This is a genomic window from Kitasatospora sp. CMC57 (assembly GCF_045866025.2).
Lineage (GTDB): Bacteria > Actinomycetota > Actinomycetes > Streptomycetales > Streptomycetaceae > Kitasatospora.
On record NZ_AP035881.2, the window covers coordinates 1,908,404 to 1,928,943 of the forward strand.

14 protein-coding genes and 2 rRNA genes are annotated in these 20,540 nt (G+C 70.9%); 4 read left to right on the top strand and 12 right to left on the bottom strand.

The genetic code is table 11. The features are described from left to right. The first annotated feature begins 259 nt into the window (after positions 1 to 259). A complete protein-coding gene (locus tag ACKUU6_RS08555) occupies positions 260 to 2,227 on the top strand; it encodes a glycoside hydrolase family 15 protein (protein WP_407987878.1) in 1,968 nt (655 codons plus the stop codon). Between the two features lie 111 nt (positions 2,228 to 2,338). Here the strand turns inward: ACKUU6_RS08555 and ACKUU6_RS08560 are convergent, their stop codons facing one another. The 3 genes from ACKUU6_RS08560 to ACKUU6_RS08570 all read right to left on the bottom strand — a co-directional run bounded on the left by ACKUU6_RS08560 (position 2,339) and on the right by ACKUU6_RS08570 (position 6,129). Then, the gene (locus tag ACKUU6_RS08560) at positions 2,339 to 3,499 is read right to left on the bottom strand and encodes a glycosyltransferase family 4 protein (protein WP_407987879.1); all 1,161 of its coding nucleotides are present in this window, start codon (positions 3,497 to 3,499) and stop codon (positions 2,339 to 2,341) included. A 134-nt stretch (positions 3,500 to 3,633) separates the two neighbouring features. Next, complete coding sequence (gene recN, locus ACKUU6_RS08565) at positions 3,634 to 5,367, bottom strand: DNA repair protein RecN (RefSeq protein ID WP_407992065.1); 1,734 nt, start codon at positions 5,365 to 5,367, stop codon at positions 3,634 to 3,636. Between the two features lie 129 nt (positions 5,368 to 5,496). Continuing rightward, the gene (locus ACKUU6_RS08570) at positions 5,497 to 6,129 is read right to left on the bottom strand and encodes a YczE/YyaS/YitT family protein (protein WP_407987880.1); all 633 of its coding nucleotides are present in this window, start codon (positions 6,127 to 6,129) and stop codon (positions 5,497 to 5,499) included. A gap of 112 nt (positions 6,130 to 6,241) precedes the next feature. On the opposite strand from ACKUU6_RS08570, the gene ACKUU6_RS08575 reads away from it, so the two are divergent. Further along, positions 6,242 to 7,723: a PLP-dependent aminotransferase family protein gene (locus ACKUU6_RS08575; protein WP_407987881.1), complete on the top strand. Its 1,482-nt coding sequence runs from the start codon at positions 6,242 to 6,244 to the stop codon at positions 7,721 to 7,723. Between the two features lie 18 nt (positions 7,724 to 7,741). Here the strand turns inward: ACKUU6_RS08575 and ACKUU6_RS08580 are convergent, their stop codons facing one another. The 4 genes from ACKUU6_RS08580 to ACKUU6_RS08595 all read right to left on the bottom strand — a co-directional run bounded on the left by ACKUU6_RS08580 (position 7,742) and on the right by ACKUU6_RS08595 (position 10,471). Beyond that, on the bottom strand, positions 7,742 to 8,641 hold the full coding sequence (locus tag ACKUU6_RS08580; RefSeq protein WP_407987882.1) for an NAD kinase: 900 nt from the start codon (positions 8,639 to 8,641) through the stop codon (positions 7,742 to 7,744). An 84-nt stretch (positions 8,642 to 8,725) separates the two neighbouring features. Then, the gene (locus tag ACKUU6_RS08585) at positions 8,726 to 9,532 is read right to left on the bottom strand and encodes a TlyA family RNA methyltransferase (protein ID WP_407992066.1); all 807 of its coding nucleotides are present in this window, start codon (positions 9,530 to 9,532) and stop codon (positions 8,726 to 8,728) included. Between the two features lie 32 nt (positions 9,533 to 9,564). Then, complete coding sequence (locus tag ACKUU6_RS08590; RefSeq protein WP_407987883.1) at positions 9,565 to 9,732, bottom strand: hypothetical protein; 168 nt, start codon at positions 9,730 to 9,732, stop codon at positions 9,565 to 9,567. After that, positions 9,725 to 10,471 carry a hypothetical protein gene (locus ACKUU6_RS08595; protein ID WP_407987884.1) on the bottom strand — a complete coding sequence of 249 codons (747 nt, stop codon included), beginning with the start codon at positions 10,469 to 10,471 and terminating at the stop codon, positions 9,725 to 9,727. The genes ACKUU6_RS08590 and ACKUU6_RS08595 overlap by 8 nt, the downstream gene beginning before the upstream one ends. 135 nt (positions 10,472 to 10,606) lie before the next feature. On the opposite strand from ACKUU6_RS08595, the gene ACKUU6_RS08600 reads away from it, so the two are divergent. Beyond that, positions 10,607 to 10,954, top strand: coding sequence for an SCP2 sterol-binding domain-containing protein (locus ACKUU6_RS08600; protein WP_407987885.1), 348 nt, complete (start codon positions 10,607 to 10,609; stop codon positions 10,952 to 10,954). Between the two features lie 196 nt (positions 10,955 to 11,150). Here the strand turns inward: ACKUU6_RS08600 and ACKUU6_RS08605 are convergent, their stop codons facing one another. Continuing rightward, complete coding sequence (locus ACKUU6_RS08605; RefSeq protein ID WP_407992067.1) at positions 11,151 to 12,182, bottom strand: HAD-IIA family hydrolase; 1,032 nt, start codon at positions 12,180 to 12,182, stop codon at positions 11,151 to 11,153. A gap of 44 nt (positions 12,183 to 12,226) precedes the next feature. After that, positions 12,227 to 12,688 (bottom strand): tetratricopeptide repeat protein, encoded by a 462-nt coding sequence (locus ACKUU6_RS08610; protein ID WP_407987886.1) that lies wholly within the window; start codon positions 12,686 to 12,688, stop codon positions 12,227 to 12,229. A 110-nt stretch (positions 12,689 to 12,798) separates the two neighbouring features. Between ACKUU6_RS08610 and ACKUU6_RS08615 the strand changes: the two genes are divergently transcribed. Next, entirely contained in the window at positions 12,799 to 14,151 is a 1,353-nt protein-coding gene (locus tag ACKUU6_RS08615; RefSeq protein ID WP_407987887.1) for a DUF1015 family protein, read from the top strand. Between the two features lie 64 nt (positions 14,152 to 14,215). On the opposite strand, the gene ACKUU6_RS08620 is transcribed toward ACKUU6_RS08615, so the two are convergent. From ACKUU6_RS08620 to ACKUU6_RS08630, 3 genes are all read right to left on the bottom strand, one after another. After that, positions 14,216 to 15,205, bottom strand: a complete 990-nt coding sequence (locus ACKUU6_RS08620) for a tetratricopeptide repeat protein (protein ID WP_407992068.1) — start codon at positions 15,203 to 15,205, stop codon at positions 14,216 to 14,218. 1,852 nt (positions 15,206 to 17,057) lie between these two features. Further along, positions 17,058 to 17,174: ribosomal RNA gene (gene rrf / locus ACKUU6_RS08625) — 5S ribosomal RNA — on the bottom strand. Positions 17,175 to 17,282: 108 nt separating this feature from the next. After that, positions 17,283 to 20,404, bottom strand: a 23S ribosomal RNA gene (locus ACKUU6_RS08630). Positions 20,405 to 20,540: the final 136 nt, after the last annotated feature.

Below are 20,540 nucleotides of genomic sequence, written 5' to 3' on the forward strand. Positions count from 1 at the left end.
GCTGCCGCCGAAGTATTCTGCACGGACGCATCGCCGACAACAGAGCACGCGGAGGGCGAGGGGTCAGGACGACGCCTCTCGGTCCCCGATGCGCGACCGGACACAGCCTCCCCGCACAGTTCACCGTCCAGGCCAGGGGCCCATCACAGCCCCGTCCCGGTGGCCACCAGCCGCCACCGCCCGGACGTTCCGGCCTCGCAGCATCCGCGTGCCCCGCCATCGGTGGCCGCCGAGCACATCTTGCGAACTGGAGACCCACGTGGCCGGCCGTATCGAGGACTACGCACTCATCGGGGACATGCAGACCGCCGCCCTGGTCAGCAGGGACGGGGCGGTCGACTGGCTGTGCCTGCCCCGATTCGACTCCCCCGCCGTGTTCGCCGGTCTGCTGGGGACCGACGAGCACGGGTTCTGGCGGATCGGCCCCGCCGAACCGGTGCCGGCTTCCACGGGGGCCGCCACCCCGGTGCCGCCGGCGGCCCGGTCGGCGTTCACCGACAGCGGCGCGATCCCGATCCCGCCGAGCGCCGCCGCTCCGGCCGTACCGGCCGACCGGCGCCGCTATCGGGGCGACTCGCTGATCCTGGAGCAGGAGTGGGACGTCCAGGGCAGCACCGTCCGGGTCACCGACTTCATGCCGCCCCGCCCGCTGGCCGGTCTGGACGCCGTCCCGCAGATGATCCGGATCGTCGAGGGCGTCTCCGGCCGGGTCAGGATGCGCTCCGCGCTGCGGATGCGGTTCAGCTACGGCCGGGTGGTGCCCTGGGTGCACCGGGTCGAGCAGCCCGACGGCGCGCACCGCACCGTCGCCGTGGCCGGCCCCGACTCGGTGTGGCTGGACGGCGCGGCCGAGACCTACGGCCGGGACCTCACCACGTACGCCGACTTCACCGTCGAGGAGGGCGAGCGGATCGCCTTCGCGCTCACCTGGCAGGCCAGCCACCTGCCCGCGCCCGCCGCGCCGGACGCCGAGGCGATGCTGGCCGGCACCGTGGAGTTCTGGCGCGACTGGGTCGCCCAGTGCACCTACCAGGGCCCCTTCCGCGAGCCGGTGGTCCGCTCGCTGATCACCCTCAAGGCGCTCACCTACGCCCCCACCGGCGGGATCGTCGCGGCCCCCACCACCTCGCTGCCCGAGGACATCGGCGGCGAACGCAACTGGGACTACCGCTACACCTGGCTGCGGGACGCCGCGATCACCCTCTCCTCGCTGCTGCGCACCGGCTACCGCGAGGAGGCCAGGGCCTGGCGCGAGTGGCTGCTCCGCGCGGTGGCCGGTGACCCGGAGAACCTGCAGATCATGTACGGCATCGCCGGCGAGCGCGAGCTCACCGAGTCCGAGCTGGACTGGCTGCCCGGCTACGAGGGCTCCCAGCCGGTCCGGGTCGGCAACGGCGCGGCCGGACAGCTCCAGCTGGACGTCTACGGCGAGGTGGTCGAGGCCCTGCACCTGGCCCACATGACCGGGCTGGCCCGCAACGACCACGCCCACCTGCTCCAGCTCAAGCTGATCACCTACCTGGAGCAGCACTGGCGCGAGCCGGACGAGGGCATCTGGGAGGTGCGCGGCCCCCGCCGCCACTTCGTACACTCCAAGGTGATGGCCTGGGTCGCGGTGGACCGCACCATCAAGCTGATCGAACAGACCCCCGCCGAGGGCCCGCTGGAGCGCTGGAAGGCGCTCCGGGACGAGATCCACCGGGACGTTTGCGAGCGGGGCTACGACGTCGACCGCAACACCTTCACCCAGTACTACGGCGGCCAGGAGCTGGACGCGTCCCTGCTGCTGATCCCCCAGGTCGGCTTCCTGCCGCCGGACGACAAGCGGGTGATCGGCACCATCGAGGCGATCCAGCGCGAGCTGTCCACCGAGGACGGCTTCGTCCTCCGCTACCCGACCCACGACGACAACGGCAACAACGTCGACGGGCTCTCCGGCCACGAGGGGGCCTTCCTGGCCTGCTCGTTCTGGCTGGCGGACGACCTGGCGATGATCGGGCGGGTGCAGGAGGCCAGGGAGCTCTTCGAGAAGCTGCTCTCGCTGCGCAACGACCTCGGGCTGCTGGCGGAGGAGTGGGACTCCCGTGCCCAGCGCCAGGTCGGCAACTTCCCCCAGGCGTTCAGCCACGTCCCGCTGATCGACACCGCCCTCCGCCTCACCGCCTGCGCGGGCGCCTACCTCGCCCCCCAGCCCGAAGCTCGCGACCGCGAGCAGGCGGCCCTCTGAGGCCGGATCCTCCGCAGTCGGTCCGGGGCTCGGGGCCCCGCCGTTCGGGCGGCGCCGACCCAGGTGGTCAGCGCTCCCGCCGGTGGCCCCGGGCCCTGGGCCGTCACCGGCTCAGCTCCGTTGGACCAGCTCGTCGTAGGTGCTGAGGACCTGCGCCACCGTGTCCGCCTCGTCGGGCCAGGTCTCGGCCTGCAGCCGCCCGGCCGCCGCCAGCGCGGTGCGCCGCTCGGGGTCGGCGAGCAGCTCGCGGACCGCCCCGGCGAGCGCCGCCGGGTCGCCGTACGGCACCAGCAGAGCGGCGTCGCCGACCAGTTCGGGCACGCCGCCGACCGCGGTGGAGACCACCGGGACGCCCGCCCGCATCGCCTCCTGGACGACCAGGGAGCGGGCCTCCCAACGGCTGCTGACCACCACCAGGTCGGCCGCCGCGAGGAGGTCGGGCACGTCGGTGCGGTAGCCGAGCAGCTCGACCGGCAGCTTCTCCGCGGCGATCCGCTCGCGCAGCTGGCCCTCCTCGGGCCCCTCACCCGCGATGACCACCAGCGGGTCGCCCTCGCCCAGGCCGTACCGGACGGCGTCCAGCAGCAGCCCGAAGGCCTTCTGCTGGACCAGTCGGCCGATCGCGAGCACCACGGGGCGTTCGGCGGAGCCGTGCAGCAGTGCGGCGCGGGCCGCCTCCCGGCTCAGGCCGCCGACGGGCATCGGCGGGGCGGCGACCGGGCTGAGCCTGGCGTCGGTGGCGCCGAGTTCGCGGGCCCGGGCCACCAGGTCGGAGGAGGCGCCGAGCACCAGGTCGGCGGAGCGGGCCACTCGACGTTCCATCAGGCGCTGGAGCCGGCGGTCGAGTCCGGTGGCGAGCATCGCCTGATGGGAGGTCACCACGAGCGGGGTCTCCGGGCGCAGCCCGGGGAAGCGTCCGGCGGTGCGCAGCGCCAGGTCGGCCAGCAGCCCGGCCCGCAGGCCGTGCGCGTGCACGACGTCGGCGCCGGTGAAGGCGCGCCGTAGTTCGCCGATCGCGGTGGCGTCGCTGCGGGCCCCGGAGGTGGGGGTGATGTCGACCAGGTGGAACCGGGCGCCGGTCCGGGAGAAGCCGAACAGCGCGTCGGTGCCTCCGGGGGCGCAGACGGTCACGGCCACGCCGTGCGCAACCAGGCCCTGGGCCAGCGAACGCACGTGGGCGCCGACGCCCCCGCTGGCCGCGGAGAGCACCAGCACCACGTGCAGTTGCCCCGGTTCGGTGCCTTGGCCGGCCCTGGTGGCGAAAGGGTCCACGTCGTCTCGCTCCGACTCGATCATGAACTGGTCAGTCAGTGTCCAGCGGACACCTTGCCAGGTCCGGCGCCCTCTTGGACAGTCGGCACCCCTACGTGTCGGGGGTCCCTCCGGACAGCGCGCCCGCCGACCGGTCAACCGTGTCGGGGGGCGCGGGCGGTGGCCAGCAGTTCCTCGGCGTGGGCCCGGCCGAGTTCGGAGTCCTCCAGGCCCGCCAGCATCCGGGAGAGTTCGCGTACCCGCTGCTCGTCCGAGAGCACCTTGACGCCGCTGCGGGTCACCGTGCCGTCGTGGGTCTTCTCGACCACCAGGTGCCGGTCGGCGAAGGCCGCCACCTGCGGGAGGTGGGTGACCACCACGACCTGCGCGGTCTCGGCGAGCTTGGCCAGCCGGCGGCCGATCTCGACCGCGGCCTTGCCGCCGACGCCCGCGTCCACCTCGTCGAAGAGGTAGGTCGGCACCGGGTCGGCACCCGCGAACACCACCTCGACCGCGAGCATCACCCGGGACAGCTCACCGCCCGAGGCACCCTTTGCGATCGGACGGGGCGAGGCGCCGGGGTGCGGGGCGAGCAGCACCTCGACCTCGTCGACCCCGTGCGAGCCGAAGGCGACCGTACGGCCGTCCAGTTCGAGACCGGCCGGGTCGTCGGTCCGGGACAGGTCGAAGGTGACCCGGGCGTGCGGCATGGCCAGCTCGGCCAGTTCGGCGGAGACCGCCTCGGCGAACCTTCCGGCCGCGGCCTGCCTGGCCGCCGACACCTCTTCCGCCAGTGCGGTCAGCTCCTGACGCAGCGTCGTCTGCTGCTCCGTCAGCTGGTCGATCCGGTCGTCGTCGCCGTCCAGCTCGGCCAGCCGGGCGGAGCCGGTCTCGGCCCACTCCAGCACCTCGGCCAGGGTGTTCTCCGGGCCGCCGTACTTGCGCAGCAGCTGGGCCAGCACCGCCCGGCGCTCCTCGACCGCGGCCAGGCGGACCGGGTCGGCGTCCAGGTCGTCGGCGTACCCGGCCAGGTCCTGGGCCACGTCGGCCAGCAGGTAGCCGACCTCGTTCAGGCGGTCGGCCAGTCCGGCCAGCCGTTCGTCGTGCTGGCGGACGCCGTCCACGGCGCGGCGGGCCTGGGCCACCAGGGTGCCCGCGTCCACCGCCTCCAGATCGCTCGGATCACCGGCCAGGGCGGCGTGCGCGAGGGTGGCGGCGGAGGAGAGGGCGTCGGCGTGGCCGAGCCGCTCGGCCTCGGCGGCCAGCTCGCTGTCCTCACCGGCGACCGGTTCGGCGGCGGCGATCTCGTCCAGGCCGAACCGCAGCAGGTCGGCCTCCTGGGCCCGCTCCCGGGCCCGGACGGTCAGCTCCTCCAGAGTGGCGGCCACCTCGCGCAGCGCCCGGTAGGTCTCCCGGTAACGGGCCAGCGGCACGGCGACCGCGGCGCCCGCGTACCGGTCCAGCGCGCCGCGCTGCCGGGAGGGCCGGAGCAGCCGCTGCTGGTCGGTCTGGCCGTGCACGGCCACCAGGTCCTCGCCCAGCTCGGCCAGCAGGCCGACCGGGACGGACCGGCCGCCGACGTGCGCCCGCGAGCGGCCCTCGGCCGAGACGGTACGGCTGAGCAGCAGCGCGCCGTCGTCCAGTTCGGCCCCTGCCTCCAGGGCCCGTTCCAGCACCGGTGAGCCGGGCAGGAGCGAGAGCCGCCCCTCGACCACGGCCCGGTCCGCGCCGCGCCGCACCAGCGCCGGGTCGGCCCGGCCGCCCAGCAGCAGCCCGAGGCTGGTCACCACCATGGTCTTGCCCGCCCCGGTCTCACCGGTGACGGCGGTGAAGCCGGGTGCCAGTTCGACCACCGCGTCGTCGATGACGCCAAGATCCCGTATCCGCATCTCGTCCAACACGGTGACGACCTTACGAGGTTCCGGCCCCGCCGCGCGACGAGCACCGGTCGCGGGCGGCCAAGTTCATCCCTTTCGGGCGCTGCGCGAGGTATGTCACCGGGTGCCATGGCCGTCCTGCTACCGGCTTTCCGGCACGGCGCACCAGCGCAGGAAGAACTGGGCCAGCGGCCCGATCGCCAGCGCGTACGCGACGGTGCCGACGCCGACCGTGCCGCCGAGCAGGACCCCGGCCACCAGCACGGTCAGTTCGATTCCGGTACGGATCAGCCGCACCGAGCGTCCGGTCCTGCGCTGCAGTCCGGTCATCAGCCCGTCCCGGGGGCCGGGGCCGAAGCGAGCACCGATGTAAAGGCCGGTGGCCAGGCCGTTGAGCAGGATTCCGCCGGCCAGCAGGGCGATCCGGGCCGGCCAGTTCCCGGGCGTGTCCAGCAGGCCGAGGGTGACGTCCATCGCCACCCCGAGGAGCAGCACGTTGCCGACGGTGCCGATGCCCGGCACCTGACGGAGCGGGATCCAGAGCAGCAGCACCAGAGCACCGATGATGGTGACCCAGTTGCCGATGCTCAGGCCGAAGTGGTGGACCATGCCCTGGTTCAGCACGTCCCACGGGTTGACGCCGAACCCGGCCCGCATCATCAGGCCCAGGCTGGTGCCGTAGAGCCAGAGGCCGAACAGGAGCTGCGGCACTCGGCGGGCGAGCCGGTCGGTGCTCCAGCTGGTCCGGGGGACGGTGGCGGAGAGGGTGGCCATCAGTGGCTCCTTCGGGAGGTCCGGGGGTGGTGGCTCGGTGGCCGCCCTGCCATCATGGGGAGTCCACCTGGCGAGCAGCCAGGTCCAATTCCTCTCAACTGGACTGATTCACATGGCCGAGTGGCAGAGCAGCGTGACCCCGCCCGCCCTGGCCCGCCTGCTCCGGAGCACCCCGCTGCCCGAGAGCGGCGGCCACCGGCCCGCCTACCGGACCCTGGCCGGCCAGGTCCGGCTGCTGGTATCCGAGGGCCGCCTGCCGGTCGGCGCCCGGCTGCCCGCCGAACGGGAGCTGGCCCAGGTGCTCGAACTCAGCCGCACCACCGTGGCCACCGCGTACGAGGCGCTGCGCGCCGAGGGGTACCTGCGCAGCCGACGCGGCTCCGGCAGCTGGACCACCCTGCCCGAGGGCAGCCGGCCGCCCACCGACGCCCTGCACCCGGTACCGCCGGACGAACGCGACCGCACCCTCGACCTCGGCGTAGCCGCGCTGCCCGCCCCGCAGCCGTACCTCGGGCAGGCCGCCGCCCGCGCGGTCGAACAACTGGCCGCGTACGCCGCCGGGCACGGCAACTTCCCCACCGGCGTCCCGGTCCTGCGCGAGGCGATCGCCCGCCGCTACGCCGAGCGCGGGCTGCCCACCACGCCCGACCAGATCCTGGTCACCACCGGCGCCATGGCCGCGCTCCAGCTGGTCCAGCGCGCCCTGCTGGGCCGGGGCGACCGGGTCGCCGTCGAGGCGCCCAGCTACGCCCACTCGCTCCAGGCGCTGCGCCGCGCCGAGGCCCGGCTGGTCCCCGTCCCGTACGCCGGGGCCCGCTGGGACCTGCCCGAGTGGCAGCGGGTGCTGCGCGGCGCGGCGCCCAGGATCGCGTACGTGATCCCGGACTTCCACAACCCCACCGGCGCCCTGGTGGACGAGGAGCAGCGGCGGGGACTGCTGGCCGCCGCCCGGTCGGCCGGCACCACCGTCCTGGTGGACGAGACCCCGGCCGAACTCGACTGGGGCCTGGGCGACTCGGCCATGCCCCGGCCGATGGCCGCGCTCGACCGGGGTGCGCAGGTGGTCACCGTCGGCTCGGCCAGCAAGATCCTCTGGGGCGGCCTGCGGATCGGCTGGGTGCGCGCCAGCCCCGCCCTGGTACGGCAGTTGGCCACCGACCGGGTCTTCACCGACATCGGCAGCCCGGTGCTCGACCAGCTGATCGCCGCCGAGATGCTCGGCGACCAGCTGCCCGCGATCAGGGCCGACCGGCACGACCGGCTGCGGTCCAGCGCCGAGGGCCTGACCGCCGCCCTGCGCGAGCAGCTGCCGCACTGGCAGGTCACCCTGCCGCCGGGCGGGTTGGCGCTCTGGGTCGCCACCGGCGGACTCTCCGGAAGTGCGCTCGCCCAGGCCGGCGAACAGACCGGCGTCCGGATCGCCGCCGGGTCCAGGTTCGGCGTGGACGGCGCCTTCGAGCACCACCTCCGGATCCCGCTCAGCGTCCCGGGCCCGGCTGCCGCCGAAGCCGTCTCCCGGCTGGTCGCCACCGCCGAACTCGCCGCCACCGGCCGCTGGAACGGCCTCGACAGCACCCTGCCACTGGCGGTCTGACCCGCCGTCAGCCCCAGGTCAGCAGCCGCCCCGACCGCGCCAACCGGTCACCGGCAGCGCGAACTTGGCCACCAGCCGGTCGGTGAACGGCGCCCGGTGCAGCCTGGCCAGCCGCACCGGCGTCCGGCCCCGGCGGACCTCCACCCGTGCCCCGGCCGGGAGTTCGACCGAACGGCGGCCGTCGCACCAGAGCACGCCGTGCGGGGTCTTGGGCTGAACCTCCACCGCCAGCACCGAGTTCGGCGAGGTCACCAGCGGCCGGGCGAACAGCGCGTGCGCGCTGATCGGCACCATCAGCAGCGCCTCCACCTCCGGCCAGACCACCGGGCCGCCGCCGGAGAAGGCGTACGCCGTCGAACCGGTCGGCGTGGAGAGCACCACCCCGTCGCAGCCGAAGTTGGAGACCGGACGGCCGTCCACCTCGGTCACCACCTCGAGCATCCGCTCGCGGGCGGCCTTCTCGATCGACGCCTCGTTCAGCGCCCAGCCCTCGTACGCCACGTCGCCGTTGGTCCGCACCAGCACGTCGAGGGTCATCCGGTCCTCGATCTCGTAGTCGGCGTCCACCACCCGCTCGACCACCACCGCCAGGTCGTCCCGCTCGGCCTCCGCCAGGAAGCCCACCCGGCCCAGGTTGATGCCCAGCATCGGCAGCCCGGACTCCCGGGCCAGCTCGGCCCCCCGCAACAGCGTGCCGTCGCCGCCCGCGACCAGGATCAGCTCACAGCCGTCCGCCGCGCCGTGCCCGCCCGTGACCCGCTCCACCCCGTCCGGCAGATCCAGATCGACCGCCTCCGCTGCCAACAGCCGGATCCTGATCCCGGCCTTCAACAGACCCTGCACCAACGCCTCGACGCTGCGCAGCGCGGTCTCCCGCCCCGTGTGCGCAATCAGGAAGACCGTGCGTCCCTCGCTCATGCTGCTGCCCTCTCCCTACGCCTGCCGGGTCGCCGTTGCCCCGTGCGGCCACCGCTCACGATGACCGGACGTCTGCGTCGCACCCTATCGGGGCCCCTCCGCGACCGCCCGGTCCGCCTCGGCCGGGTCGAGCTCCGGGGCGTCCCGGCGTAGCCACAGGAAGTACTCCACATTGCCCGAAGGACCCGGCAGCGGGCTCGCCGTGACCGCCCGCACACCCAGGCCCAACGCCCAAGCCTGCGCGGCCACCTGACGGACCATCTCGGCCCGCAGCTCCGGGCTGCGCACCACACCGCCGCTGCCCAGCCGCTCCTTGCCGATCTCGAACTGCGGCTTGACCATCATCACCAGGTCCGCGTCCTCGGCACAGCACCCCGCCAGCGCGGGCAGCACCAGGCCGAGCGAGATGAACGACAGGTCGCCCACCACCAGACCGACCGGCTCCCCGCCGATCCGCTCCAGGGTCAGCTCCCGGACGTTGGTCCGGTCCATCACGGTCACCCGGTCGTCGCTCTGCAGCGACCATGCCAGCTGCCCGTACCCGACATCGACCGCGAGCACGTGCGCGACGCCCGCCCGCAGCAGCACATCCGTGAACCCACCGGTCGAGGCACCCGCGTCCAGCGCCCGGCGCCCCTCCACCACCAGCCCCTGGGGCAGGAACGCCGCCAGCGCACCGGCCAGCTTGTGACCGCCCCGCGAGACGTAGTCCGGGTCGTTCTCGTCCGCCGCCACCACCACGGCCGCCGCCGTCTCCACCTGGGTGGCCGGCTTGGTCGCGGTGGTGCCGCCGACCGTCACCCGGCCCGCCGCGATCAGCTCGCTCGCGTGCTCACGCGAACGGGCCAGCTTGCGGCGGACCAGCTCCGCGTCGAGTCGGCGTCGTGCCACTGCCACTGGGGTTCCGTCTCCTGCTACTGGTGTTACCGGTCGAGAGCGGCGAGCGTGTCCGCGAGCCGCTGGTGTACATCTTCGTACACCGCCACGTGCGCTCCGGTCTCCACCCCGTCCAGCTCGCCCAGCCGGGCCAGCACCGCATCCACCTCGGGGCGGCCGGTGGGGGCGAAACCGTCCTCTCCGGTGTCAGTCATCGGCAGGCTTCCGGGGAGTGGGCTTCTTGGGCGGCGCGGCCTTCTTGGCGGCGGGTGGCTTGGCGGCGGTCTTCTTGGCGACGGTGTTCTTGGCGGCCAACGTCTTCGGCGTCGGGGTCTTCGCCGCCGTGGTCTTCTTCGTCGTGGTCTTCTTGGCCGCGGTCTTCTTGGCCGCCGATGCCTTCTTGGCTGCCGGGGCCTTCTTCGCCGCTGCGGCCTTCTTGGCCGGGGCAGCCTTCTTCACCGGGGCAGCCTTCTTCACCGGGGGTGCGACCGGCTCGGGAACCTCGTCCGCCCACGCCCAGGCCGGCACCTCCTCGGGCTCCGGCTCCGGCTCGGAATCGGACTCCGCCGGACGGACCTCCTCCTCCCAGCCGGACTCGAACAGGCCGCCCGCACGGGCCTCCTGAGCCGGCGTCGGAGCCGGCTCCTCCACCTCGCGGAGCCTGCTCTCCAGGAAGCTCAGCACCACGCCGACCTTCGTCACCTGGTCGCCGACCTTCTCGAAGACCTTCTCCACCTCGCCCCGGGTCACCCCGACCGCCAGGTCGAACCCAGCCCGCCCGGCCGTCACCGCCTCCTCGGCCAGGGTCTGCAAGGTCTTCGCGGACGGCGGGAACTGCTCCAGCGCCGCCACGTTCACCCCCGACCGCTCCAACAGCCCGGCCACCCGCTTGCCGGCCTCCTCGGCGACCTCGGTGGCCACCACGACCACCCCACGCACCGCATCCCGCAGCATCCCGGCCTACCTCCTCCGTGCCGTCTCCGAACCCCTCGCCCCCGACGCTACCGCCTCCGGCCCCGCCGGGACGGTCCCAGCGCTGCGATAGCGTGGGCAGCCAGCCGCAGCACCCAGAGGGAGAGACCAGCAGCGATGGCCAGCACCGAGGAGTGCCGCAGCGCACTCGAGCAGCTCAGCCGCACCCTCGCAGGCACCAACGGCGAGGTCCGCCGGGCCGCCGCCCTCGACCGCTCGCTGACCTGTCGGATCACCGACCTCGACGTGACCTTCTCCGGCCGCCTCCAGGACGGCCGGATCACCGACGTGGTCGAAACCCCCGGCCCCCCGCCCGCCAAGGCCGAGATCCGCCTCACCATGACCAGCGACGACCTGGTCGCCATGGTCGGCGGCACCCTCAACTTCGCCTCGGCCTGGGCCTCCGGCCGCGTCAAGCTGGAGGCGGGCTTCCGCGACCTGCTGCGCCTGCGGACCCTGCTCTGAGCTCAACCTTCTGCTGGCGACCGGGCATCTACGATCAGGGGCCCGGGGCGCTGCTGATGTGCGGCTCCGCCGATTGGGCGGAGCCGCCCCTTACCAGGTGATCCGTCCGTAGCTGGTCAGGCACCTTCGCAGTGCCCCGTACGCCAGATCTCCTCGCGGTGCCCCGAGCCCGTGTACCCGGCGCGCCTGCCGAAGGCTAGAAGCCGAGCTCGGCCAGCGCCTTCCGCCCGTCCAGCCCCGGCCCCGCCGTCCAGGCGGCGCCGCAGAGCGCCCGCAACCCGTCGTACCGGTTCTCCCCCGTACCGGACAGCCGCAGGACCCCGTCCTCCGCCCAGGCCCGCCACCCGCCGCACTCGAAGCCGCCGTCCACCGCGACCGCCGCACGGTGCGCCGTCAGCAGCCCCCGCAGGTCCGCCGCCAGGTACGTCGGCCGGTGCTCCGCCGGAGCGTCCAGCAGCAGCGCGGGCGTCGTGACCCCGGTGAACACCAGCAGGCTGTCGACCCCGCCGTTCCAGGCGCCCTCGATGTCGGTGTCCAGCCGGTCCCCAACCACCAGCGGACGCTTCGCCCCGGTCCGGATCACCGTCTCCCGGTGCATCGGTGGCAGCGGCTTGCCCGCCACCTCCGGCTCGACGCCGGTGGCCGTCCGGACCGCCGCCACCAGCGTGCCGTTGCCGGGCGCGATCCCGCGCGCGGTCGGCACCGTCAGGTCGGTGTTCGAAGCCACCCACGGCAGCCCGGAGGCGACTGCGTACGAGGCCTCGGCGAGCTGCTGCCAGCCCACCGAGGGGTCGTAGCCCTGCACCACCGCGAGCGGCTCCTCGGCCAGCGAGCTGACCGCCACCAGCCCGTGCTCCGCCAGCGCCTCGACCAGCCCGGCCCCACCCACGACCAGCACCTTCGACCCGGCCGGGACCTTCTCGGCGACCAGCCGGGCTGCCGCCTGGGCGGAGTTGATCACGTCGGCCGGCTCGGCCGGGATGCCGAGCTCGGTGAGGTGCTCGGCCACCACCCGGGGCGGCCGGGAGGCGTTGTTGGTGACGTACGCCAGGTGCATCCCGCCGTCCCTGGCCACCGCCAGCGACTCGGCCGCGTGCTCGATCGCGTTCGGCCCGGCGTACACCACGCCGTCCAGGTCGAGCAGCGCGGTGTCGTACACCTCGGTCAGCGGGAGCTCGGAGCCCCCGGGAGCGGTGCGTGCCTGGCCGGTTGCGCCGGTGTCCGTCATGCCTGCTGCCACCTCGTCCTCACTCGTCGTCACCTGTCACAGCGTCAGGCGGTGTCCTGCCCGGCGTCGCCCTGGTATCCCGGGGAGCCAGGCTGGAGCGGGCCGTACGCGCCGGCCCGGGCGGCCAGGGTCGCCCTGGTCTGCCGCAGGGCCGCCCGGTAGTGCTCGGCCCCGGGCCGCATCGCGACCGCCAGCGCGAGATGCTCGGCCGAGGTCTCGAAGTCACCCAGCCGCGCCGCCGCCACGCCCCATCCGAACTGAGCGTAGTCGTCCGACGGATCGGCCAGTGCCACGGCCCTGAAGTTCTCCAACGCCTCCCGGAACCGTCCCGCCCCGTAGAGCGCCCGGGCCAGCGTCTCCCGGATGCTCCGGGACTCCGGCTCCGCCTCCGCCGCCCGGGCCAGCAACTGCACCGCCGCCGCCGGATTTCCCTGCCCCAGCAACTCCGCCCCGCGCCTGAACCAGTCGTAGACCCCGCCCTCGGGTACCCCGTCGCTCCCGCTCATCCCTGCCCCAGCTCCCTCCGGCCGCCCACCCACCCGGTCCGACACACCTTCCGAGCCGTCTCGGGCACTTGCGATCACTGAACAGCGCATACCCGGTTACCATGCCCAGGATGACGACACCCAGTGCAGACAGTGGAGCCCAAGCTCCGAGCGGCGGCCCCGGAGACCCCGGGCACGTCGCCACCGCGGGGCTGTCCCTCTCTCCGTTCCGTGGCCTGCGGTACCGCCCCGACCGGGTGGGAAACCTGGCGGCGGTCACCTCGCCCCCGTACGACGTCGTGGACCCGAACCGGCGGCTCGACCTGGAGACCGCCGACCCGCACAACATCGTCCGGCTGATCCTCCCCCGCCCCGAACCGGACGACAGCGGCGACCGCCCCGACCGCGACACCCGCTACCGGCACGCGGCCCGGCTGCTCACCGACTGGCAGCGCGAGGGCGTCCTCGCCGCCGACCGGGAGGCCGCGCTCTACGTCTACGAGCAGCGCACCGACGGCCTGCTGCAGCGCGGACTGATCGGTTCGCTCGCGGTCAGCGGCCCGGAGGCCGGCGTGGTGCTGCCGCACGAGGACGTGATGCCGCGTCCGGTCGCCGACCGGGTCGGCCTGATGCGCACCACCAAGGCCAACCTCGAACCGCTGCTGCTCACCTACCGGGGCCACGGCGGCGCCGCCCAGGTGATCGAACGTGCCGTCACCGGCGAGCCGCTGCTCACCACGACCACCACCGACGGCACCCACCACCGCCTCTGGGCCGTCACCGACCCGGCCGAACTGGCCCAGGTGACCCGGGACCTGGCGACCTGTCGGGCACTGATCGCCGACGGGCACCACCGCTGGGCGATGTACCTGCGGCTCCAGCGCGAGCACCGCCACCTGCCCCGCAGCCCGTGGGACCGCGGCATGGTGCTGCTGGTGGACACCGCCCGCTACCCGCTCAGGGTCCGCGCCATCCACCGGGTGCTGTACCGGCTGCCGATCGCCGAGGCCCTGGCCGCCCTGGGCGAGCACTGGCAGGTCAAGGAGGTGCCCGGACCGCTGGACCACGCCCTCCAGGCGCTCGCCGACGCCAAACGGCAGGGCGGCAACGCCTTCCTGCTCACGGCCGGCGACTCGGCCTTCCGCCTGGTCAGCGAGCCGGACGAGGCCCTGCTCGCCGCCACCGTCCCGGCCGACAAGCCGGAGGAGTGGCGCCACCTGGACGCCACCGTGCTGCACGCCACCCTGCTCGACCACATCTGGCGGGTGCCGGACAGTCCCGACCACATCGGCTACCTGCACGCCGCGGCCGCCGCCGAACGCGAGGCCGCCCGGACCGGCGGCACGGCCGTCCTGCTGCACCCGGTGGACGAGAGCGTGGTGCGGCGACTGGCCGAACAGGGCGTGACGATGCCCCGGAAGTCCACCTCCTTCGGCCCGAAGCCGGCCACCGGACTGGTGCTCCGCAGCCTCGAACTGGGCTGAGAAGCGGGAGAGGCCCCGACCGCGTGTGCGGTCGGGGCCTCTCCCGTTGTGCTGTCCTGCGGGGTCAGCGGCGGTCGCCGGAGTCCCGGACGTCGTCGACCTCGTCGATCTCGAGGTCGTCCTCGTCGTAGTACTCCTCGACGTCCTCCTCGTCCTCGTAGATCACCTTGTCGTCGCCGGTGTCGTCCATGGCGATCTTGCGACGGGGGCGCTCCTCGACGATCTCGTCGTCGCGGTCATCCCGGTTGTCCCGGTTGTCCCGGTTGTCCTCGTCGTCGGCCGCCTCGTCCGCGAGCTCGTCCAGCTCGTCGTCCTCGGCCCGACCCTCGTCGTCGCCGTCCACGATCTCGCGGCCGTGCTCGTCCGCCATCTCGGGGTCGAGCGCGTCGGTGAACTCCAGGCCGTCGATCTCGGCGAGCCGCTCGGACGCGTTGGTCTGCCCGTCGGTGTCCGCCTCGGCCGCCTTGGCGAACCACTCACGGGCCTCGTCGCCACGGCCGGCCGCGATCAGCGCCTCGGCGTAGGCGTACCGCAGGCGCGCGGTCCACGGCTGGACGGTGTTGGACGCCAGCTCCGGGCTCTGCAGCGTCACCACGGCGGCGTCGTACTGCTCCATGTCGCCACGGGCACCCGCCGCGACCAGCCGCATCTCGACCTGGCCGGCCTTGTCCAGCTGCTTCACCTCGGGCTCGCCGGCCATCGCCAGCGCCCGCTCCGGACGGCTCAGACCACGCTCGCAGTCCGCCATCACCGGCCACAGGTCCACCCGGCCGGTCATCCGCTTCGCGGCACGGAACTCGGTCAGTGCCTCGGCGTACCGTTGCGTCACGTACGACGCGAAGCCCGCCGCCTCACGGACCGAGGCGACCCGGGAGGCCAGCCGCAGCGCGACGCGGGAGTACTGGTACGCCTCCTCGGGGTCGGTGTCGAGCGTCCTGGCCACCATCACCAGGTTGCGCGCGACATCGTCCGCGAGGGTCTTCGGCAGGCTCTTCAGGTCCTGGCGGACATCCGAGTCCAGCTCGAAGCCGGTCACGTCCTCCGGGATCGGCAGCCGCTTGACCGGCTCGAAGTTCCCGCGACGGTCGTCGTAGTCCGACCGCTCGTCCCGACGCGGCCGGTCATCCCGGTTGCCGTACGAGGGGCGGCCACCACGGTCGTCACGGTTCCCGTACGACGGACGGCCGCCGCGGTCGTCGCGGTTGCCGTACGAGGGGCGGTCGCCGGAGGGGCGACGGTCACCGTACGAGGGACGGTCACCGGAGGGGCGGCCGCCACGGTCGTCGCGGCTGCCGTACGACGGGCGGTCACCAGAAGGGCGGCCGCCACGGTCGTCGCGGTTGCCGTACGAGGGGCGGTCACCGGAGGGGCGACGGTCGCCGTAGGAGGGGCGGCTGCCACGGTCGTCCCGGTTGCCGTAGGAGGGGCGGTCGCCGGAGGGGCGACGGTCACCGTAGGACGGGCGGTCACCGGAGGGGCGGCCACCGCGGTCGTCGCGGCTGCCGTAGGACGGACGGTCACCCGACGGCCGGTCGTCACGACGGAAGCCACCACCGGAGGGGCGGTCGCCGTACGAGGGGCGGCTGCCACGGTCATCACGGCTGCCGTACGAGGGGCGGTCGCCGGAGGGGCGACGGTCACCGTACGAGGGACGGTCACCAGACGGACGGCCACCACGGTCGTCACGGTTGCCGTACGACGGGCGGTCACCGGAGGGGCGGTCGCCGAAGGAGGGGCGGCTGCCACGGTCGTCCCGGTTGCCGTAGGAGGGGCGGTCGCCGGAGGGGCGACGGTCACCGTACGAGGGACGGTCACCGGAGGGGCGGCCACCGCGGTCGTCGCGGCTGCCGTAGGACGGACGGTCACCCGACGGCCGGTCGTCACGACGGAAGCCACCACCGGAGGGGCGGTCGCCGTACGAGGGGCGGCTGCCACGGTCATCACGGCTGCCGTACGAGGGGCGGTCGCCGGAGGGGCGACGGTCACCGTAGGACGGGCGGTCACCAGACGGACGGCCACCACGGTCATCGCGGTTGCCATAGGACGGGCGGTCACCAGACGGACGGCCACCACGGTCATCGCGGTTGCCATAGGACGGGCGGTCACCAGACGGACGGCCACCACGGTCGTCCCGGTTGCCGTAGGAGGGGCGGTCGCCGGAGGGGCGACGGTCACCGTACGAGGGACGGTCACCGGAGGGGCGGCCACCGCGGTCGTCGCGGCTGCCGTAGGACGGACGGTCACCCGACGGCCGGTCGTCACGACGGAAGCCACCACCGGAGGGGCGGTCGCCGTACGAGGGGCGGCTGCCACGGTCATCACGGCTGCCATAGGAGGGGCGGTCGCCGGAGGGGCGACGGTCACCGTAGGACGGGCGGTCACCAGACGGACGGCCACCACGGTCATCGCGGTTGCCATAGGACGGGCGGTCACCAGACGGACGGCTGCCACGGTCGTCCCGGTTGCCGTAGGAGGGGCGGTCACCGGAGGGGCGACGGTCACCACCGTACGAGGGACGGTCACCCGACGGGCGGCCACCGCGGTCGTCGCGGCTGCCGTAGGACGGACGGTCACCCGACGGCCGGCCACCACGGTCGTTGGAGAAACCCCCGCGCGACCGGGGCTCGTAGCCGCGGCCGTCGTCCGATCGTCGGTCGGGACGGTCCTGGGGAGGGTTCGACATCGTGGTGACTCCTTCTGCTCTGCTGCTCGACCGCGCGGCCAGGGCGATGTCATCGCCCGGTGCGGTGTGGTGGGGCCCGCGTGGCCACACACCAGCTCCATTGTCCGGCATCCGGCCACCATCCGCTGTTGGGCGATGGCCTGAGTGCTCCGGTGTGCTCTGGGAAAAACAAAAAAGGCCGTTGGCCCCAGCGAATCGCTGGGGCCAACGGCCTTGAATACTTGTTCGGCGGCGTCCTACTCTCCCACAGGGTCCCCCCTGCAGTACCATCGGCGCTACGAGGCTTAGCTTCCGGGTTCGGAATGTAACCGGGCGTTTCCCTCGTGCTATGACCACCGAAACCCTATCGGGTATTCAGCGAAACACACACTTTTTAGTTTATTTAAGTGGTTTTTCACCGGCGATAGCTGTTCGCTACCCGGGAACAACACAGTGGACGCGAGCGTCTGAGGACAAGCCCTCGGCCTATTAGTACCGGTCAGCTCCACCCCTTACAGGGCTTCCACATCCGGCCTATCAACCCAGTCGTCTACTGGGAGCCTTACCCTCTCAAGGAGGTGGGAATATTCATCTCGAAGCAGGCTTCCCGCTTAGATGCTTTCAGCGGTTATCCCTCCCGAACGTAGCCAACCAGCCATGCCCTTGGCAGAACAACTGGCACACCAGAGGTTCGTCCGTCCCGGTCCTCTCGTACTAGGGACAGCCCTTCTCAATATTCCTACGCGCACAGCGGATAGGGACCGAACTGTCTCACGACGTTCTAAACCCAGCTCGCGTACCGCTTTAATGGGCGAACAGCCCAACCCTTGGGACCTACTCCAGCCCCAGGATGCGACGAGCCGACATCGAGGTGCCAAACCATCCCGTCGATATGGACTCTTGGGGAAGATCAGCCTGTTATCCCCGGGGTACCTTTTATCCGTTGAGCGACGGCGCTTCCACAAGCCACCGCCGGATCACTAGTCCCGACTTTCGTCCCTGCTCGACCCGTCGGTCTCACAGTCAAGCTCCCTTGTGCACTTACACTCAACACCTGATTGCCAACCAGGCTGAGGGAACCTTTGGGCGCCTCCGTTACTCTTTAGGAGGCAACCGCCCCAGTTAAACTACCCACCAGACACTGTCCCTGATCCGGATCACGGACCCAGGTTAGACATCCAGCACGACCAGAGTGGTATTTCAACGACGACTCCACGACAACTGGCGTTGCCGCTTCAAAGTCTCCCACCTATCCTACACAAGCCGAACCGAACACCAATATCAAGCTATAGTAAAGGTCCCGGGGTCTTTCCGTCCTGCTGCGCGAAACGAGCATCTTTACTCGTAATGCAATTTCACCGGGCCTATGGTTGAGACAGTCGAGAAGTCGTTACGCCATTCGTGCAGGTCGGAACTTACCCGACAAGGAATTTCGCTACCTTAGGATGGTTATAGTTACCACCGCCGTTTACTGGCGCTTAAGTTCTCAGCTTCGCCAACCCGAAGATTGACTAACCGGTCCCCTTAACGTTCCAGCACCGGGCAGGCGTCAGTCCGTATACATCGCCTTACGGCTTCGCACGGACCTGTGTTTTTAGTAAACAGTCGCTTCTCGCTGGTCTCTGCGGCCGGCCCCAGCTCAGAGTGCAAGACTCATCACCAGTTCCGGCCCCCCTTCTCCCGAAGTTACGGGGGCATTTTGCCGAGTTCCTTAACCATAGTTCACCCGAACGCCTCGGTATTCTCTACCTGACCACCTGAGTCGGTTTGGGGTACGGGCCGCCATGAAACTCGCTAGAGGCTTTTCTCGACAGCATAGGATCATCCACTTCACCACAATCGGCTCGGCATCAGGTCTCAGCCTTAATGAGTGACGGATTTGCCTATCACTCGGCCTACACCCTTACCCCGGGACAACCACCGCCCGGGCTGGACTACCTTCCTGCGTCACCCCATCGCTCACCTACTACCCTGTTGGGTCACCGGCTCCACCACGTCCCTTTGTCCGAAGACTCCGGGCCGGCTTCACGGGCTTAGCATTCAGAGGTTCGACGTTGGCGCTTCAAAGCGGGTACGGGAATATCAACCCGTTGTCCATCGACTACGCCTGTCGGCCTCGCCTTAGGTCCCGACTTACCCTGGGCAGATCAGCTTGACCCAGGAACCCTTGGTCAATCGGCGCAAGAGTTTCCCACTCTTGTATCGCTACTCATGCCTGCATTCTCACTCGTGAACCGTCCACAACTGGATTCCTCCGCTGCTTCACCCGGCACACGACGCTCCCCTACCCATCACAGCCCCCGTTGGGGGTATTGCTGCAATGACACGACTTCGGTGGTGTACTTGAGCCCCGCTACATTGTCGGCGCGGAATCACTTGACCAGTGAGCTATTACGCACTCTTTCAAGGGTGGCTGCTTCTAAGCCAACCTCCTGGTTGTCTCTGCGACTCCACATCCTTTCCCACTTAGCACACGCTTAGGGACCTTAGTCGGTGTTCTGGGCTGTTTCCCTCTCGACCATGGAGCTTATCCCCCACAGTCTCACTGCCACGCTCTCACTTACCGGCATTCGGAGTTTGGCTAAGGTCAGTAACCCGGTGAGGCCCATCGCCTATCCAGTGCTCTACCTCCGGCAAGAAACACGTGACGCTGCACCTAAATGCATTTCGGGGAGAACCAGCTATCACGGAGTTTGATTGGCCTTTCACCCCTAACCACAGGTCATCCCCCAGGTTTTCAACCCTGGTGGGTTCGGTCCTCCACGAAGTCTTACCTCCGCTTCAACCTGCCCATGGCTAGATCACTCCGCTTCGGGTCTTGGGCATGCAACTGTACCGCCCTATTCGGACTCGCTTTCGCTACGGCTACCCCACACGGGTTAACCTCGCTACACACCGCAAACTCGCAGGCTCATTCTTCAAAAGGCACGCAGTCACGAGACACACAGCAAGCTGCATGTCCGACGCTCCCACGGCTTGTAGGCACACGGTTTCAGGTACTATTTCACTCCGCTCCCGCGGTACTTTTCACCATTCCCTCACGGTACTATCCGCTATCGGTCACTAGGGAATATTTAGGCTTAGCGGGTGGTCCCGCCAGATTCACACGGAATTTCTCGGGCTCCGTGCTACTTGGGAGAAGCTCAAGTGAGCCGCACAGATTTCGTCTACGGGGGTCTTACCCTCTACGCCGGACCTTTCGCATGTCCTTCGACTATCCATACGGTTTCTGACTCACCGACCGGCCGGCAGACCAATCAAGAACTTTCCCACGACCCCGCTCTGGCAACCCCTGCCGGGTCTCACACCAAAACGGTTTAGCCTCATCCGGTTTCGCTCGCCACTACTCCCGGAATCACGGTTGTTTTCTCTTCCTGAGGGTACTGAGATGTTTCACTTCCCCTCGTTCCCTCCACACACCCTATGTGTTCAGGTGCGGGTGACAGCCCATGACGACTGCCGGGTTTCCCCATTCGGAAACCCCCGGATCAAAGCCTGGTTGACGGCTCCCCGGGGACTATCGTGGCCTCCCACGTCCTTCATCGGTTCCTAGTGCCAAGGCATCCACCGTGCGCCCTTAAAAACTTGGCCACAGATGCTCGCGTCCACTGTGCAGTTCTCAAACAACGACCAGACACCCACCCTCGGCACCCCTGACAGGATGTCCTCAAGTAGGACCGGCACTGAAGCAACAGCCTCACGGCCGTTCCCTCAGGACCCAACAACG

What these genes read in the sequence shown, in the direction of transcription:
- recN (WP_407992065.1), bottom strand. Translation starts at nt 5,367, where the DNA reads ATGCGGATACGGGATCTTGGCGTCATCGACGACGCGGTGGTCGAACTG.
- ACKUU6_RS08570 (WP_407987880.1), bottom strand. Translation starts at nt 6,129, where the DNA reads ATGGCCACCCTCTCCGCCACCGTCCCCCGGACCAGCTGGAGCACCGAC.
- ACKUU6_RS08575 (WP_407987881.1), top strand. Translation starts at nt 6,242, where the DNA reads ATGGCCGAGTGGCAGAGCAGCGTGACCCCGCCCGCCCTGGCCCGCCTG.
- ACKUU6_RS08580 (WP_407987882.1), bottom strand. Translation starts at nt 8,641, where the DNA reads ATGAGCGAGGGACGCACGGTCTTCCTGATTGCGCACACGGGGCGGGAG.
- ACKUU6_RS08590 (WP_407987883.1), bottom strand. Translation starts at nt 9,732, where the DNA reads ATGACTGACACCGGAGAGGACGGTTTCGCCCCCACCGGCCGCCCCGAG.
- ACKUU6_RS08595 (WP_407987884.1), bottom strand. Translation starts at nt 10,471, where the DNA reads ATGCTGCGGGATGCGGTGCGTGGGGTGGTCGTGGTGGCCACCGAGGTC.
- ACKUU6_RS08600 (WP_407987885.1), top strand. Translation starts at nt 10,607, where the DNA reads ATGGCCAGCACCGAGGAGTGCCGCAGCGCACTCGAGCAGCTCAGCCGC.
- ACKUU6_RS08605 (WP_407992067.1), bottom strand. Translation starts at nt 12,182, where the DNA reads ATGACGGACACCGGCGCAACCGGCCAGGCACGCACCGCTCCCGGGGGC.
- ACKUU6_RS08610 (WP_407987886.1), bottom strand. Translation starts at nt 12,688, where the DNA reads ATGAGCGGGAGCGACGGGGTACCCGAGGGCGGGGTCTACGACTGGTTC.
- ACKUU6_RS08615 (WP_407987887.1), top strand. Translation starts at nt 12,799, where the DNA reads ATGACGACACCCAGTGCAGACAGTGGAGCCCAAGCTCCGAGCGGCGGC.